Consider the following 15,994-nt stretch of genomic DNA (forward strand, 5'->3'; position numbering starts at 1 on the left):
ATCGCGTGGCGACACGTGCCATTAAACCGTTACCCTGTCGTTTTCAATACGGGAACATTTCACGTCATCAGCCACGCTGAATGCCTGTACAGTGATGAACCGGCAACGCATAAAACCCTATTTTTAATTTATCCTTAAGCGATAACTCATTACTTATAGCCATAAAAAAAGCCCGGCATGCCGGGCTAACACCAATCAATAAACTGCCACCTTTAGGCCGACACTGTATAGCGCAGCGCAGGAAGTGTAGTTGAGCGCCGCATTATTACTGTAGGGAATACCATAAGAGATGTAATCAGATGTTATTTTTTCGCAAAACTCAATTAAGCGCCGCACTATTTTAATAGCCTTATATCATTTTTCTCTTTTCTGCAATGCTGTGTCATTGCAGCCATATAAACGCTTTGCTGCTGTCTGCTTTTTTAAACGGCATCGTGAACATGAGGTTATTTTTTTACGACGCAGGCGCGGGACATATTTACGTTAACAGAAAAGTGTCTCACAGGCGGCTTTCGCCATCAGCCGGTCAGCGCGCATCAGAAAGCCCTGACAGGGGCTGCGCCTCACCGGGCGTTGATTTTCGCAGCCAGGCGCATCCTGTTAGTCACCCGTGTCATGCTGATAATGACTCGCTGTCAGCTGAGACAGTGAGGATATCCCCCTCAACATTCATGACGTTGCATCAGATAACAGGGTTCATCCGGTTACTGCACCGCCCGCCCGGATAGCCCGGCGGGCGGTGATCTGTCAGACCTGAAATGCCTCCACCATGTTACGCAGCGCATGCGCTTGTTCTGACAACGAATGGGAGGCAGAGGATGACTCCTCGACCAGGGCTGCATTGTTCTGCGTTACGCCATCCATCTGGCTCACCGCGATGCTGACCTGCGAAATGCCCTGCATTTGCTCAGAGGAAGCCAGAGAAATATTATCCATAGCCTCAGCCAGCTCGTTCACCCTCCCCACAATGTTGACAATGCTCTGTCCGGTCGTAGACGCCACCGTGGTGCCGTTTTCTACCTGACCTACCGCCTCTTCAATCAGCAGTTTGATATCGCGCGCAGCCGTAGCGCTGCGCTGCGCAAGCGTTCTGACTTCACCGGCCACTACCGCAAATCCCCGGCCCTCTTCGCCTGCGCGTGCCGCTTCAACCGCAGCATTGAGCGCCAGAATATTGGTCTGGAAAGCGATGCCTTCAATGACGGTCGTAATATCACGCACTTTCGTTGCGCTCATGGATATGTCCTGCATGGTATCGACCATCCGCTGCACATCCTCTTCGCCGCCTCGGGCAAGACGGGCGGTTTCGCGGGCAGATTCGGCGGTCTGCCGTGCGCCGCTGGTGTTGCTTTTCACCGTGGCCGTCAGCTGCTCCATGCTGGCGGCCGTTTCCTGTAAAGCTGCCGCCTGCTGTTCGGTGCGGGAAGAAAGCTCGGCATTCCCCTTAGAAATTTCATCGGCGGCTAACGCGACAGCGTTCGACGTATCCCGGATATTCGCGACCATGTTGCGCAGGTTGGCCTGCATGACATGAAGGGAAGCCAGCAGGCTGGTCGTGTCGTTGCGACGAAGTGTGACAGGTGACGTTAAATTTCCGGACGCAATCGATGCTGCCAGCGCCTGTGCCTGCGCCGGTTCGCCGCCCAGCTGGCGCATCAGCGTACGGATAATGATAACGCAGGCCATCACAGCAACAACCACAGACAAAAAGACCATTATCGCCATCAGACTGGCCGTACGTGACGCTGACTCTCTGGCATCAGAAACCGTTTTTTGACTCACCTCCATCTGAATTTCAGAAAGCCGATCCAGTGCATCCAGCATTTTCCGCTGTACCGGCCGTACCGTTTTCAGCAGGTAATCAATTATGGCCGCCTGGTCGCTTTGCATCGCCTTCTGGCCTGCCATGGTGATCAGGTTCAGCGCCTGGTCATCTTTAGCGAGCAGGTTCTCCAGGGCATTTTTCCCTTCGGCTGATACATTCTGCGACATGCTGCTCACCAGTTTTTCGCGTTTCGCCAGGTAGTTCGCTTTCTGGTTCTGCACCCGCTCCCACTCGGTTTGCTTCTCTTTTGCATCGCTCAGTAAGGCAATATTTCTTACCGCAACGGACATATCCCGGGCAGCACTGCGCATATCCTGGATCAGATTGTACCGATACATTTTATTGTTGACGGCATTATCCATGTCGTCCCGTGCCTGCCAGAGTGCGTGAAGCGCAATGCCTGTGCAGAGCACAAAAAGCAGGATGAGCAGACTGAAGCCTGCAGCGAGACGTGTGGCAATTTTCATGGTGTTTTCCCCGATAATGTTGCTACTGCTGTGTGTAGTCCGATTTTGCTGAATACATTTGCCGGAAAGATCTCTGCAAATGAAAATGTGTGTTTCCTTCACCTGTCAGTAACGGCTGACAGGGAAATCTATATAGATGACAAAATGGAATTCGGGTGGGACAGAGCGGACAGAAAGCAAAGCCAATACGGCAAAGTCGCGCATAGCGCGGCTGGGAGGGCGAAAACTCTTTTTTCAGAATATTGTTAGTAAACATGTCACGATAAAACGCGGCGTATCAGACATCTCCCGACACAGGGGGATCATGCTGTTCGAATGCGATCTCCAGCTTCTGTGAACAGCAGTGTGTTACGTTGACGGCAACGCCCGAAGGCCAGACGTAACCTCATGAATTCTGTACGGGCGGAGGCGGTTCTGTGCCCGGTTTGCGATGAGCATCGACACGGTCAGGATGATTCATCGGGTCCCTTTCGGAAATGCCTGTGACGCGATGTTGTCCGTTGTTCAGACGGGGAAGATGCCGTAAAACGCTTTTCCATTCCCCCGTTAACCCGTCTTACCTGCCGCCAGAAAGCATGGCAACGGCTATTCTGCCGGTGAGACTGAATGGACGGGTGTGCCCCGGCGATCCCAGCGGCGGGCCATCCACCACAGCAGTGCCGTGATGCACCAGCCAATACACCACGACACATCGTTACCGGCAAACAGCCAGGTGAGTGAACCATGGTGAAGTGGATTGTCGATAAACGGCAGTTGTACCAGCACACCCAGGACATAAACGGTAATCCCCACCCTGTTCCAGCGGCCATAACGTCCGTCTGGCTGTGACAGCGCAGGAATATCCACTTTGCCCTGGGTGATCACATAAAAATCGATCAGGCTAATCGCGCTCCATGGCACGAAAAACGCCAGTAAAAACAACAGAAAATGGGTGAACGTTTTCAGAAAAGCAGGTTCACTCAGCAATGCAATCACACAGGCCACACTGACCATCAGGACCACAAACAGAATGCGTGCACTCCGACCCATTGCGGATTGCTGGCGGAAACCCGAGACAATAGTGGTCAGTGCCATAAAACTGCCGTAAGCGTTCAGGGTGGTGAACGTGATTTTGCCGAAGCAGATAGCGAAATAGATCACCATCGCCATCGTGGGCGTACTGCCCAGGCTGACAATATAGCCAACCTCATTGCCCGCAAACGCCTTTCCGGCCAGCGCCGCGACAATCACACCCAGCGTCATGGACGCCTGCGTCCCCGTTACGGTGCCGAAAAACACTGACCAGAACAACGTTTTCGCGGAGACATTCGCAGGCAAATAGCGCGAATAGTCGGAGACATAAGGGCAAAATGCGATCTGCCATGAGGAGGAGAGCGACACCGCCAACAGGAAATGAGCCAGCGTGAAGTGCTGATTCTGCCAGACAGGCGTTAAGTCATGCGTTACCACCAATGTGATAAACAGATAAGCAAAAGCCAGTACACCAACAAGGCTGGCCAGTTTGCCAAGCTGATGGATCACCCGGTAACCCAGCACCGCAATGACGATGATTATCGCGCTAAACAGGATCATGCCCGTCGCATTGCTGATATGCACCAGCTTAGCCAGCGCCTGGCCGGCCAGCACGGTACCGCTGGCCGAAAAACCGACATACATCATGCATACCAGCAGCAGCGGAATGACCGCCCCATAGACGCCGAACTGCATGCGGCTGGTGATCATTTGCGGTAAACCCAGGCGCGGCCCCTGAACCGCATGTAATGACATGATGCCTGCGCCCAGGATCTGTCCGACCAGTAATCCCACCAGTGACCAGACCACATCGCCCCCCAACACCACCGCCAGCGCACCCGTAACTATCGCGGTGATTTGCAGATTTCCGCCAAACCACAGTGTGAACTGGCTAAAAGGATGACCATGTCGCTCCCGCAGTGGGATGTAATCAATGGAACGGCTTTCAGAGAGGCGCGGTTTCTCAACGCCTGAATAACCTGCTGCAGATGTTTCGGCTGGCATCATTTCCTCACTGGGCAGTGTATGGGGTGCGTTGCTGTTTACGTCCGGCGGATGCCAACGCAGGGTGACAGTACATGTATAGACAGGCAAGGATAGTGTCATGCTCACGCTGAAGTGACAAGGCCATGCGTCATTGGAAAATGTGATGAGGCCTGTTCGGCAAAATGTGCGCACGAAAAAGCAAAACTGCTTATTTCTGATACGATTTAAACGTAGCCGTAAAAAGTAATGTCCTTTTTGCTACGAACGCAAACACAGCAAATTTAACCTACATAATGAGACAATAATGAAAATATCCACACGCCTTATTGCAGGTTTTGGCCTGCTTATTCTTTTGTTCATCCTGTGCACCGGGATCGCCCAACAGGCCCTGCATCATGCCCGTGAAGGCATGGACGATACCGTCAACATCAAGATGAAAAAGTATCAGTTAGCGCAATCCATGTACGGTGAAGTCAGAGATATGGGCATTGCCGTCAGGAATATCGCGCTGCTCAGCGACACCCAGGCGATGCAGCCTGAAGTCACGCGGATTCAGAAACAGAAAGCGCTCTTTATTGCTAACCGTCAGGCGCTCGGCGCTATCCTGGCAACCGACTCTACGCCGGCGGGTCGTGAGGCTTTCAAAAGAATTACCGACAGCGAAGGACCAACGTTTGCCGCCCTGGATCAGGCAACCAGGCTCGGGCTGGCCAATCTTGATAAAGAAACCACGGACTATCTGTTAAAGGACGTGCGTCCTGTTCAGACTAAGTTACTGAATGCTCTGCGCGATATGACAGAGATTCAGGAGAAAAACAGCCAGGCTGCTGTGCAACAAAACAGCCATTCTACTGCCCGCGCCTCGCTGATTCTGATGCTACTGGCCACCGCTTCTGTGATTGTCGCGGTCGGTGCCTGTGCGGTCACTATCAGCGTGCTGATGCGCCAGCTGGGCGGTGAACCGGCGCAGGCGCAGGCGCTGGCCGCCTCCATCGCAGCCGGCGATCTGACCGCCACCGTGTCACTGCGCCGCAAGGACACCACCAGCCTGCTGGCCTCCCTTGACGTCATGCAAGCCAGGCTCCGTGCACTGGTTTCCCAGATTAAAGAGGCTTCGGCCTCCGTTGCGCTGGCTGCCGATGAAATCGCGCAGGGCAATACCGAACTGTCCTCACGTACCGAACAGCAGGCGGCGGCTTTGCAGGAGACGGCCGCCAGCATGGAGCAGCTGACGGCCACGGTGAAAAGCAATACGGCCGGTGCACAGCAGACGGCCGATTCGGCACGTGAAACCGCACAGCTTGCCCGCACGGGCGAATCTGACGTGCAGCGCATGACGCACACCATGCATGACATTTCGGTCAGCGCCACTAAAGTGCGCGACATCACCGCCGTGATCGAAAGCATTGCCTTTCAGACCAATATCCTGGCCCTGAACGCGGCTGTTGAGGCGGCCCGTGCCGGCGAGGAAGGACGCGGTTTCGCCGTGGTTGCGGGCGAAGTGCGCACGCTGGCCCAGCGCAGCGCTACGGCAGCACGTGACATTAAAACGCTGATAGAACAGGCCGTTGAACAGGTGGAAAGCGGCGTGACGGTTGCCTCCTCAACCGGGCAGAGCATCCTGAAAATCGTTGGAATGGTCGGCGAACTGGCTGACGCCATGGATAATATCTCTCTGGCCTCCTCCGAGCAGATGCAGGGCATTTCGCAGGTCAGTATCGCGGTGAGCCAGATGGATGGCGTGACGCAGAACAATGCCGCACTGGTTGAAGAATCGTCTTCGGCGTCACGCTCACTGTCGGAACAGGCGCATGCGCTGCGCGGCATGGTCGCGGCATTTCAGGTGTAAAAAAGGCGGCAACCGCCGCCAGAGAGCAATAAATTCGGCACAAACCGCCAGGAACAGGTGGGCGTCGTCACGACAAAGCCTGTCCCTGACGGACTGTCGACAGCGGCAGTTATCTTGCTCAATCACGCTGTGCGCCAGGAACGCCACCGCCCCGCACGCAGCGGTGCCGCTGACCGTCCCTGAGACCGGCGTGTCAATGCAGTCCAGACGTCGCGCCCGCCTGTGGCTTAACGCCACACTTTCCTTGCCCCACGCCCGCTTGCCCCACACGGGTGAGCCAGCCTCCTGCCTCAATACAGACGTGAGAACCCCTGGCGTCAGCGCGAGTCCGTCTCAGTCAGCGTTGCCCTGACATGCGGCAGGCTCTGCGGGTAGTTCTGCTGAATAAATTCGATCATTTTTTCCCGCACGTAGCAGCGCAAATCCCAGGCGGTGGGCGAATTTTGTGCCGTCATTAATAATCTGATTGTCATGGTTTTTTCAGAGGTGTCGGTGACCTGAAGCACCTGGGTTTGCTGATCCCAGAGTTTGGTTTCACTGAGCACTTTCTCGAAATGCTGGCGCAGCGGCTCAAGCGGCAGGGAGTAATCCACATACAGAAACACCGAGCCCAGGATTTGCGCGTTGTTGCGCGTCCAGTTCTGGAAGGCGTTTTCCGTGAAATAGGTAATCGGCAGCACCAGCCGACGGAGATCCCAGATACGCACGACCACATACGTCAGATTGATCTCCTCTATCCAGCCCCACTCTTTTTCCACCACAACAGCGTCATCAATTTTGATCGGCTGGGTAAAGGCAATCTGAATACCGGCAAACAGGTTAACCAGCGACTTTTGCAGCGCAAAACCGATGATGATGCCTGCGACGCCCGCACCGGCCAGGATGGTCGTGCCGAATTTACGCACGCCGGGAAAGCTGAGCAAGATCATCGACAGACTCAGCGAGACCAGGATCACGATGGCCACTTTTTTCACATAAATTAACTGCGTGCGAATCTTACGGGCACGCAGATTGTTCGACAGATTGATATCGTAGCGAATGAAAAGCATATCCTGCGCCACATTGGTCAACCGAATCAAAATGGAACAAATCGATAAAATGATAAAGATATTGGCGGTGGAGGTGATAAACGCCACGGTTTCAGGACGCAGATCGATGTAGTTAATGCCGATATTGATCAACACCAAGGGGATAAACAGAAACAGCGAACCGCGCAGGTGCTTTTCCAGTGATTTGAACAGTTTTCGGTCCCGGTTCTGCCAGAAGCGGATGAACCTGAGAAAAATAAACCGGGCCAGAAAGCCCACGATAAATGAAAGCGTGACGAGCAATACAGCAGGTATCCATGTTGGCGCACCCGATAACTCCCCAATAAGTAATGGCATCATTTCCCCTTATAGTCCGTCAGCAACCTGAGTTGTCGGATAAGTCACTAAAATCAGTAACCGTTGTGTTCCCGGTTATCTACGAATGAAGTCATTGCGCACATTAGTTTATGAAATTTTTTAACAATTGACTGACCTGTCGGTAAAAAAGCCCTGCCAGCATGCATATGGCCCGAGACAGCCGAATGCAATTAACTGTTATTTATAGCATTTTTATTCTTTCGCGAAGCAGCGGATCGCCGTTCTGTGTGGGGATGTTTATGTCAGCGCAAGCCCTGACAGCCGACGGCCAGGCAGGCATACGCGACTGCCGCCGTTGACAGTACCGCGCCAGGATGCGCGGTGCGGCTGGCAAAACGGGAGAAGAAAACTGTCCCGCTGTGCCGTCGGTGTTGCGGAAAAGGCGCCGGTGGGCGGTATCGCTGAGAGGTCGCCCCCCTGCCTGACGAATGGCGCAGGCAACCCTTTAGTATGCCGGAAGAGATGGGTCTTAAAGAGAGCGAGTCCAGCCTTAGAGTCCCAGGCTGGCGAGCAAATCGTCCACGTCATCCTGCGAGGCTGACGGGCTCTCTGATGGCTGTGCAGCAGCCGGTGGACTGGCCACTTTGGCCACAGGCTGTGCGGGCACGTTATCCCTCAGCACCTGAACCAGGTGGACTTCCAGCTCGTTCAGCATTTTCGTCATGCGCTGGATAATCTGGCCGGTCAGGTCCTGGAAACCCTGAGCCATCATCACCGCCTGAAGTTGCTGACGGGTGAAACCGGTTAACTGCGGCACTGTGCCAAGCCATGTGCGCGTTTCTTCCGCCAGCGCCCGTGCCGCGGCCTCGTTTTCCGGTGTGATAGCCGTGCTGTTCCAGCGCGCCAGCAGACTTTCCGCCGTATCCTGTAGCGTTGTCTGCGCAGGCTGCGTCAGCTCCACGCAGCCCAGTACCTCACTGGCCGCATTTTCGGTCATGGTCACCACATAGCCCAGACGCGCGCGGGCATCCGGGATCCCGCCCGCGACCTCGGACAGGGTTTGATCGTAGCCCAGTTCACGTAGGCTGTTACGTAAATTACGCAGCATAAAACCTGCACGAATGATCAGTGTGCGCGTATCATCCGCAGATAAAGACAGTTTAAGTTCAGACATCGAAACGCCCTCCGTTCAGAGTTGTGATTAGATTATCGGCAGGCGCGGCCTGAAAATTAATTGCTGTGGTCATTATCTTTATGGCGCAGCGGATAAAGGACGTTGGGAGACGGATTTACAGCGGAGACTAAGGCGCTTGTTGCACGGCCTGCCGGTTAAAACAGGCCGTACTGCTCACTATTTTTTCAGTAAGCGTGGCAGTTGATTATCCAGCTCCAGCAGGCAGGCATCCATCATCTTTTGCGTCACCTGCGTGACTTTGGCGTAATGGTTGGCCGTCCAGTCATTCAGCGGTGCGGTGACATGCGCGGGTTCACATTCCGCAACCACATAGGGACTCAGGATCGTGCCGCCTTCCGGACGTTTATAAAACAGGACCCGATACGTTAAATCGTAGTTACTGTTGCCGGACGACATATCGGTGTACACCAGCGACCATTTTGAGGCAGCAATGAACAAGGGTTGTGTGTAAGCATAACCCCCGCCATTTTTATTCAGCCATTGCTGGATTTTGACGTCGGCTTTGGGCGTGAAATACGCGGCGGTGGGTTCCGGCATGCTGTCAATATCACTGCCCTTGTAGTTATTCTTATCAAATGAACCCGTGCTGATGCCGCCCCCAGCACGGCACTCAGTACCGCTATTCCCATTCCTGTCCCGGCTCGGGCCGGCGTGACCTGGCGCAGTTTAACATCCGCGTAGGTATTATTATTCATATCGGTAGGTGCGAAAATCGTGTTGACGGTTAGTGAACTGCCGTTCTCCGCCTTGATCAAATGCGTATTTTTATTCTCCGCACATCCCGTCAGAAAGAGTAAAGCCAGCGTGCCCGTAACGATAATTTTGTTCATCATGAATGCCATTCCCTTTATTCAGCCGCCCTAAATCGTTATTTTTTATGCAGTTATAATGATCACACTGCATTTATCTATAACGGGTATTCATGAAAAACCTTTAGGTATTTTTTATTAACCTTTTTTGACGCCCCGTAACCGGCTGTGTCGCTGCCAGCGCCAGGGAAAGACGGAAAGATAATGCAGCCTGTTGTGGCGCGGGCCCGGTTATCTGGCAGGATGCGCCTGGTCTGTCGCGCCCTGTCGTGATGTCTGTTCCCGCCTGCAACAAGGCGGTGAACAGCGAGTCACGCCCGGAGCTTACTGGCGCGGTGCCCGCAACCGTGCTGATCTGGTCAGATCCCCGCAGTGAACTGATGACGTCCGGCCTGCCGGTAAGCACGCCAGCAATCACCGCGCTGGCTATCAGCCGTTAGCCGCAGTGACCGGCATTAACTAACGCGGCGTGCGCGGGCTTGTCCTGCGCCTGGCGTAATTCGCCTGCGGGCGGAAAATGGGTTACTATCCGCGCCCGCTTCCCTTTGAGGCTGCCTGATGTCTGCCCTGTTCGACGATTTTATTGCGCCGCCCTGCCATGAGGCGATCGCGATCCTCTATGAGGACGCGCACCTGCTGCTGATTAACAAACCCAGCGGGCTGCTGAGCCTGTCCGGCAGGCACCCGAAAAATCAGGACTCGGTCCATTTCCGGCTGGCAGCGCGCTTTCCCGGTTGTACCCTGGTTCACCGGCTGGATTTCGGCACCTCCGGGCTGATGGTCATTGCCCGTAATAAGGCGATCAATGCCGCCCTGTGCGCGCAGTTCAGTCAGCGAAGCGTCAGCAAAGTTTACACCGCGCTACTTTGCGGCCACGTTGAACACGATGAGGGAAGAGTGGATGCGCCGATTGCGAAGCAGTTTCCGTTGATGGCGATTTGCGCACGCACCGGCAAACCAGCGCGCTCGCGCTATCAGGTGTTGGCGCGTTTTACGTATGTCCCAGATGACGGGCCGTCTCTGCCGGTCACGCGGGTGCAGTTACGTCCTGAAACCGGTCGCACTCACCAGCTGCGTATTCACTGTCAGCACCTGGGGCACCCTATTTTAGGCTGTGAGTGGTATGGCGGTCTGCCGCCGCACAGCGCACGGGCACCCAGACTGATGCTGCATGCCAGCGAGCTGCATTTTACCCATCCTGTCAGCGGAGAAGCGATTCAGGCCCGTCATGACAGTCCGTTTTAGGGGGAAAACGCCACGCGGTTATTCTGCGCGCCCCCGCGACCAGGCGGAGGCGCTCTGAAGCGGCTGATGTCGCGTGGATTACCACATCAAATCGTCTGGCACTTTGAAATCGGCATAGGGATCGTCCTCTTCCTGCGCGTCCTGACTGAGTGCGCTGTTTAAGACAATGCTGCCGGGATCGCGCTGCGCGATCTTATCCGCGACGCTGGCCGGAATAATCGCGTAGTGTGGCTCGTCGCTGTTTTCTGCCATCAGACGGGCAATGGCCAGGCGACCGTTAATCAGTTGGGTCTGCACAGGTTTATCGACCATGATTTTTTTAATCAGGTTGTTATCCGTGAAGTTAAAACCGATCTCACCTTTTGCCACGACGATTCTGTTCATTTCAATTAACTGCTTCACCTGCGCTTTATACTCTTTCGCCAGCACCGCTTGTTTATGCTGTTCGCTGAGCTGCCTGTCCCGCTCGATCTGCGCTTTTTTGTTTTCTTCTACGGCTTCTCGCGCTTCGCGCGCCTGCACGCGTGATTTTTTCGCGGTTCTCTGGACCTTGTCCATTTTTTTACTGGTTACCAGTCCCGCTTTTAATAACTGCTCCTGAAGAGTGAGTTTTGTCATTGTCGTCTCTGCATCGGTGAAATTAGAGTGTAGAAGTGAGCCTGAGGCGTTACCGCCCCGCCTTTTTGCGTCGGCAGACAGGCGGAAAGCGCGAGGTCAGGTGCGGATCTGCGGCGCGTGGCAGGCGGTACATCGTCATAACCGCGCTGCCGGATGGGCTGCTGGCGGCGCATGACCTCGCTCCATGAACATCGCCTTATCGGCCAGACCGTCGTCCCAGCGGGCCAGCGGCGTTATCGGGCATCAGACTTTGAGCATTTTGACGGTAGCGTCAATATCAATCTCATCTTCCGTGAAGATTAAGGTTGCGCCCTGAAAGGTCGTGATTGCCAGTTTTTTCAGGGTGCGCATCGCTTTCGTCTTTTGCGCTGATTTGGGTCGGATATTATTCATCAGTATTCCCACCGACAGCACCGTGTTTTCTTTATCAATCCCTGCATCTGCCGGAACGTCTTCACTGAAAACAACGTAAGATTTAATCGCGGTAAGTTTGATGCGCTCACCCGCAATATAAATGTATTTACTCTCCGGCAGGACTTTCACCGCAAACGCTGACAGCCCTTTATTATTCGTCGTAGGTTCGAACGTGACCGAGGCATCTTTTTTAATCAGGTCAGGATTGGCAACTTTGATGACATGAAAATAACGGTTATCGCCGTTTTCATCTTTAATAAAACCAAAGCCTTTATCCTGAAACCAGGTAGTAATTGTACCGTTCATCGCCATTGTCGCCTGTTTAATCGTTTATCACCTTAATTTTTGCAGCGCGCAGTGTAAAACACAATGCCCGTACGCACTACGTTTTTGGGCATCATTACGTCCGGTCCCGCCGTTTCAGCCTGCCCCGTCAGTGAGGATCTTCCCCACCACCCGGGCCGATGCCGTAAAGCGGCCGCAATTGAGCAAAAACCCCTTCTTTGTCGCGGTAATAAGAAATTATGTGTTTGCGTCGCGCGATATACTTCTTTCATCCACATGAAAGAGGTTAAGCAAATGATTTTCAGGCCAAAATTTATCAGCTTTGATTGCTATGGCACGCTAATCAATTTCGAAATGGGCCCAACGGCAAAGGGCATTTATGCCGATCGGGTCAGCGAAGCGCACATGGCGACTTTCCTGGCGCATTTTCGTTTCTACCGGCTTGATGAGGTGCTGGGTGCCTGGAAACCATTTTACCAGGTGATTGAAAATGCGCTTCAGCGCGCCTGTCATGCCCATGGCGTCGTCTATCAGGAAAGCGATGCGCAGACGCTTTATGCTGCCGTGGCCAGCTGGCAACCTCATCCGCATGTGGTTGAGACGCTGACGACGATAGCACAGCATATTCCGTTAGTGATTTTATCCAATTCCATGATCGACCTGATCCCGCACAGCGTTACCCGTCTCGGCGCGCCCTTTCATGCGGTGTACACCGCCGAAGAAGCCCAGGCCTACAAGCCGCGTGCCCGGATTTTTGAGTATATGTTCGACCAACTGGGCTGCGGCCCCGAACAGATGATGCACTGTTCATCCAGTTTTCGTTATGACCTGATGACAGCGTGCGATCTGGGCTTTATGGCCAGGGCGTTTATCGATCGCGGTCATGAGCCGGCCATTGACGGTTACGGTGTGAACCGCCTGACCGACTTCCGCCAGCTTCCCGGCCTGCTGGGCCTGTAATCTCTTCAACGGCAGGGAAACATCATGTCTGAAACTGAGACACATCAGGCTGTCGCTCTAAATACCGCCGCGCCTGCGCTGTCGTTATCTGCCGTACAGGCGTTAGTGGCAGAGCGGTACGGTATGACGGATACCATTGTGCAGCCACTGGCAAGCGAACGCGACCAGAACTGCTGCATTGAAACCCCGACCGGTACGCGTTTTGTCCTGAAAATCAGTAATCCCGCCGAAGCGAAGGCGATTGTCGATTTCCAGATCGCCGCGCTTGAGCATATCGCCGAGGTGGCACCGGATCTGCCCATACCGCGCGTCGTGCGCACATCAGCGGGCAAGAAGTGTGACGTTGTCACGTTACCAGCAGGGAGCACCACGCTGGTTCGTATGCTGAGCTGGCTGGAGGGCACTCAGGTCAGGGATACCCAACCTACCCCCGCACAGCGTCGGGCCATGGCGTGCTGTCTGGGCCGGCTGGATTTGGCGTTACAGGATTTTTTACATCCGGCCGCCCGCCACGATCTGCTGTGGAATGTTTCCGCCGCGCATCGCCTGATGGACAAACTGGAGGCAGTCATCGATCCGGCACGGCGTCGCCTCGCAGAAAAATTTATGATGCGCTTCACCACCCAGGTATTGCCGCGTCTTGGCTCGCTGCGGGCGCAGGTGATCCATAACGATTATCACCTGTATAACGTGCTGGTTGCGCCAGATGCACAGGAGCGTCTCACTGGCATCATTGACTTTGGCGACATGATCTATGCACCGCTGGTAGGCGAAGTGGCCACTGCTGCGGCCTTTCAGATGACCGGCTGTGACGATCCTTTCGCAGGAGCTGCGCAGTTCGTCGGTGCCTACCACAAAACCCTGCCGCTCACCGATCTGGAACAGGCTATTGTCACCGACCTGATGGCGACGCGTCATCTGATTACAGTCCTGATTACCGAATGGCGCGCGGCCCGCTATCCACATAACCGCCCTTACATCATGCGTCACAATCCTGCCGCCTGGGAGGCGCTGTCGATGCTGGCAGACCTGACCCGCGACACGGCACGTGATCGCCTGCTGGCCGAACTCTGATACGGGAGACTTCCATGAAAAGCACCACCGACCTGAATATGGTTAATGCCTATATCCCCGGACAGGCCAATGTTGGCCCGGTGACCGCGGCGATGATTGACCGCCGCGATGCGTTGCTGGGCCCGGCCTATCGCCTGATGTATGAACATCCTCTGCACATCGTGCGCGGTGAGGGTGCCTGGCTGTTCGATCCCGAAGGGCGTCGCTATCTGGATGTGTATAACAACGTGACCTCGCTGGGGCACTGCCATCCGGCGGTGACGGACGCCATCTGCAATCAGGTCAAAACGCTGGCCACCAACACGCGCTATTTGCATGACACGATTCTGACTCTGGCCGAGCGCCTGCTGGCGACGGTACCTGAAACCCACCTGGCTCACCTGATGCTGACCTGCACGGGCAGTGAAGCCAACGATCTGGCCTTTCGTATTGCCAAAATCCGGACCGGTGGCACCGGAATTATTGTGACCGAAACCGCTTATCATGGCATTACGGACGCCGTCTCACAGTTCTCACCCTCGCTGGGCAAAAGCGTCGATCTGGGGCCGCATGTTCGGCTGGTCCCTGCCCCGCGCGCCTATCACGCCGACGGTGTCGATCTGAGCGAACGTTTTACCCAGGATGTGGAAATGGCCATTGCCGATCTGCAACGTCACGGCATTCAGCCTGCCGCGTTGATCGTGGATTCACTCTTTACCAGCGACGGGATCCTGCCCGGACCGACCGGCTTCCTGCACGGCGCGGTGAACGCCATCCGGCAGGCTGGCGGCCTGTTTATCGCCGATGAAGTCCAGCCCGGCTTTGGCCGCACGGGCGAAAACATGTGGGGCTTTCAACGTCACGGACTCAGACCGGATATCGTGACGCTGGGCAAACCCATGGGCAACGGTCAGCCTGTTGCCGGTTTACTGGCCACAGCCGACGTGCTGGCGGAGTTTGGGCAGCGCTCCCGCTACTTCAATACCTTTGCCGGTAATACTGTTTCCTGCGCGGCGGCCCTGGCGGTGCTGGATACCATTGAGCGAGAGTGACTGATTGCGCATGCGCGTGAAACCGGGAACAGGCTGCTGGAAGGCATTCGCGGCCTGAGCCACCGGCACGAAGCCATCGGCGATGTCCGGGGGGCGGGCCTGTTTGTCGGCGTGGAACTGGTTTCTGATCGGCAGAGCCGCGCAGCCGACCGCTGGCTGACCAGTCAGGTGGTGAACCGGATGCGGCAAAAAGGCGTATTGCTGAGTGCCTGCGCCATGGGCCATAACGTATTGAAGATCCGTCCTCCTCTGGTGTTGACGGCCGAACAGGCGGATATAATAATCGACGTGCTCGACCAGGCGTTGACGGACGCCACCGCAGCACGCATGGGCCATTCAACCTGAGAGAATACGCCATCTATGTCACATGCCAGGCTCCCTGACCGCACCGATATCCGGATACTTGAGCATCTGCAACGCGAGGGGCGCTGTTCGATTGTCGAACTGGCTGAGGCAATAAACCTCAGCCCCAGTCCCTGTCTGGCGCGAACCCGCCGTCTGGAGCAGAGCGGCATTATCGCCGGTTATGCCGCCCGGATTTCACTGAATAAACTGGGCTGCAATCTGGTGGTGTTCTCCGAGATCACCCTGGCGAGTCATTACCCTGCTGATTTCCTGCGGTTTGAAACCGGTGCCCGTCAGTATCGGGAGATTGTCGAGTGCTACAACATCAGCGGCGGCTACGATTATCTGTTGAAAATCATCGCCCCCAACCTTTACCGGTTTCAGGATTTAATGGCGCGGCTGCTGGACGACGAAATCGGCATTGCCAAATTCGCCAGCCGCGTGGTGCTCAGGCACCCCTGGCCGTGGCGGGAAGAACCGTTGAGCGAAATTGCCAACGGAAACTGCAGCTGGGAATAGGCAAGTAACGGGCC

12 protein-coding genes and 2 pseudogenes are annotated in these 15,994 nt (G+C 55.1%); 7 read left to right on the forward strand and 7 right to left on the reverse strand.

Going from position 1 to position 15,994, the window contains the following annotated elements; all coding sequences use genetic code 11:
- Positions 1-747: 747 nt before the first annotated feature.
- Positions 748-2,292 carry a methyl-accepting chemotaxis protein gene (locus C7433_RS02470; protein WP_110267551.1) on the reverse strand — a complete coding sequence of 515 codons (1,545 nt, stop codon included), beginning with the start codon at positions 2,290-2,292 and terminating at the stop codon, positions 748-750.
- A gap of 585 nt (positions 2,293-2,877) precedes the next feature.
- Complete coding sequence (locus tag C7433_RS02480) at positions 2,878-4,308, reverse strand: cytosine permease (protein ID WP_110267553.1); 1,431 nt, start codon at positions 4,306-4,308, stop codon at positions 2,878-2,880.
- A gap of 286 nt (positions 4,309-4,594) precedes the next feature.
- On the opposite strand from C7433_RS02480, the gene C7433_RS02485 reads away from it, so the two are divergent.
- Positions 4,595-6,139 carry a methyl-accepting chemotaxis protein gene (locus C7433_RS02485; protein WP_033741269.1) on the forward strand — a complete coding sequence of 515 codons (1,545 nt, stop codon included), beginning with the start codon at positions 4,595-4,597 and terminating at the stop codon, positions 6,137-6,139.
- Between the two features lie 317 nt (positions 6,140-6,456).
- Here the strand turns inward: C7433_RS02485 and C7433_RS02490 are convergent, their stop codons facing one another.
- The 3 genes and pseudogenes from C7433_RS02490 to C7433_RS02500 all read right to left on the reverse strand — a co-directional run bounded on the left by C7433_RS02490 (position 6,457) and on the right by C7433_RS02500 (position 9,510).
- Positions 6,457-7,524, reverse strand: coding sequence for a mechanosensitive ion channel family protein (locus C7433_RS02490; RefSeq protein WP_033741268.1), 1,068 nt, complete (start codon positions 7,522-7,524; stop codon positions 6,457-6,459).
- Positions 7,525-8,035: 511 nt separating this feature from the next.
- The gene (locus C7433_RS02495) at positions 8,036-8,659 is read right to left on the reverse strand and encodes a protein phosphatase CheZ (RefSeq protein WP_110267554.1); all 624 of its coding nucleotides are present in this window, start codon (positions 8,657-8,659) and stop codon (positions 8,036-8,038) included.
- Between the two features lie 177 nt (positions 8,660-8,836).
- Positions 8,837-9,510 (reverse strand): annotated as a pseudogene (locus C7433_RS02500) (hypothetical protein).
- Between the two features lie 248 nt (positions 9,511-9,758).
- Between C7433_RS02500 and C7433_RS23615 the strand changes: the two are divergent.
- Positions 9,759-9,929: a hypothetical protein gene (locus tag C7433_RS23615; protein WP_233255747.1), complete on the forward strand. Its 171-nt coding sequence runs from the start codon at positions 9,759-9,761 to the stop codon at positions 9,927-9,929.
- Positions 9,930-10,047: 118 nt separating this feature from the next.
- Positions 10,048-10,734 carry an RluA family pseudouridine synthase gene (locus C7433_RS02505; protein WP_110267555.1) on the forward strand — a complete coding sequence of 229 codons (687 nt, stop codon included), beginning with the start codon at positions 10,048-10,050 and terminating at the stop codon, positions 10,732-10,734.
- Between the two features lie 78 nt (positions 10,735-10,812).
- Here C7433_RS02505 and C7433_RS02510 read toward each other — a convergent pair whose 3' ends face one another.
- Positions 10,813-11,352 carry a DUF2058 domain-containing protein gene (locus C7433_RS02510; protein WP_033741262.1) on the reverse strand — a complete coding sequence of 180 codons (540 nt, stop codon included), beginning with the start codon at positions 11,350-11,352 and terminating at the stop codon, positions 10,813-10,815.
- A gap of 243 nt (positions 11,353-11,595) precedes the next feature.
- Positions 11,596-12,078: a cold-shock protein gene (locus C7433_RS02515; protein WP_033741260.1), complete on the reverse strand. Its 483-nt coding sequence runs from the start codon at positions 12,076-12,078 to the stop codon at positions 11,596-11,598.
- A 267-nt stretch (positions 12,079-12,345) separates the two neighbouring features.
- On the opposite strand from C7433_RS02515, the gene C7433_RS02520 reads away from it, so the two are divergent.
- The 4 genes and pseudogenes from C7433_RS02520 to C7433_RS02535 all read left to right on the forward strand — a co-directional run bounded on the left by C7433_RS02520 (position 12,346) and on the right by C7433_RS02535 (position 15,980).
- Positions 12,346-13,011 carry a haloacid dehalogenase type II gene (locus C7433_RS02520; RefSeq protein ID WP_039340502.1) on the forward strand — a complete coding sequence of 222 codons (666 nt, stop codon included), beginning with the start codon at positions 12,346-12,348 and terminating at the stop codon, positions 13,009-13,011.
- Positions 13,012-13,035: 24 nt separating this feature from the next.
- A complete protein-coding gene (locus tag C7433_RS02525) occupies positions 13,036-14,085 on the forward strand; it encodes a phosphotransferase (protein WP_110267556.1) in 1,050 nt (349 codons plus the stop codon).
- 14 nt (positions 14,086-14,099) lie between these two features.
- Positions 14,100-15,461 (forward strand): annotated as a pseudogene (locus C7433_RS02530) (aspartate aminotransferase family protein).
- A gap of 15 nt (positions 15,462-15,476) precedes the next feature.
- A complete protein-coding gene (locus tag C7433_RS02535; RefSeq protein ID WP_033741252.1) occupies positions 15,477-15,980 on the forward strand; it encodes an Lrp/AsnC family transcriptional regulator in 504 nt (167 codons plus the stop codon).
- Positions 15,981-15,994: the final 14 nt, after the last annotated feature.

Source organism: Pantoea sp. PNA 03-3, assembly GCF_003201175.1.
In the GTDB taxonomy this organism is placed as follows: Bacteria; Pseudomonadota; Gammaproteobacteria; order Enterobacterales; family Enterobacteriaceae; genus Pantoea; species Pantoea stewartii.

Bases quoted from the DNA above. Each gene is read 5' to 3' on its own strand.
- C7433_RS02470 (WP_110267551.1), bottom strand. From the start codon at position 2,292: ATGAAAATTGCCACACGTCTCGCTGCAGGCTTCAGTCTGCTCATCCTG.
- C7433_RS02480 (WP_110267553.1), bottom strand. From the start codon at position 4,308: ATGCCAGCCGAAACATCTGCAGCAGGTTATTCAGGCGTTGAGAAACCG.
- C7433_RS02485 (WP_033741269.1), top strand. From the start codon at position 4,595: ATGAAAATATCCACACGCCTTATTGCAGGTTTTGGCCTGCTTATTCTT.
- C7433_RS02490 (WP_033741268.1), bottom strand. From the start codon at position 7,524: ATGCCATTACTTATTGGGGAGTTATCGGGTGCGCCAACATGGATACCT.
- C7433_RS02495 (WP_110267554.1), bottom strand. From the start codon at position 8,659: ATGTCTGAACTTAAACTGTCTTTATCTGCGGATGATACGCGCACACTG.
- C7433_RS02505 (WP_110267555.1), top strand. From the start codon at position 10,048: ATGTCTGCCCTGTTCGACGATTTTATTGCGCCGCCCTGCCATGAGGCG.
- C7433_RS02510 (WP_033741262.1), bottom strand. From the start codon at position 11,352: ATGACAAAACTCACTCTTCAGGAGCAGTTATTAAAAGCGGGACTGGTA.
- C7433_RS02515 (WP_033741260.1), bottom strand. From the start codon at position 12,078: ATGGCGATGAACGGTACAATTACTACCTGGTTTCAGGATAAAGGCTTT.
- C7433_RS02520 (WP_039340502.1), top strand. From the start codon at position 12,346: ATGATTTTCAGGCCAAAATTTATCAGCTTTGATTGCTATGGCACGCTA.
- C7433_RS02525 (WP_110267556.1), top strand. From the start codon at position 13,036: ATGTCTGAAACTGAGACACATCAGGCTGTCGCTCTAAATACCGCCGCG.
- C7433_RS02535 (WP_033741252.1), top strand. From the start codon at position 15,477: ATGTCACATGCCAGGCTCCCTGACCGCACCGATATCCGGATACTTGAG.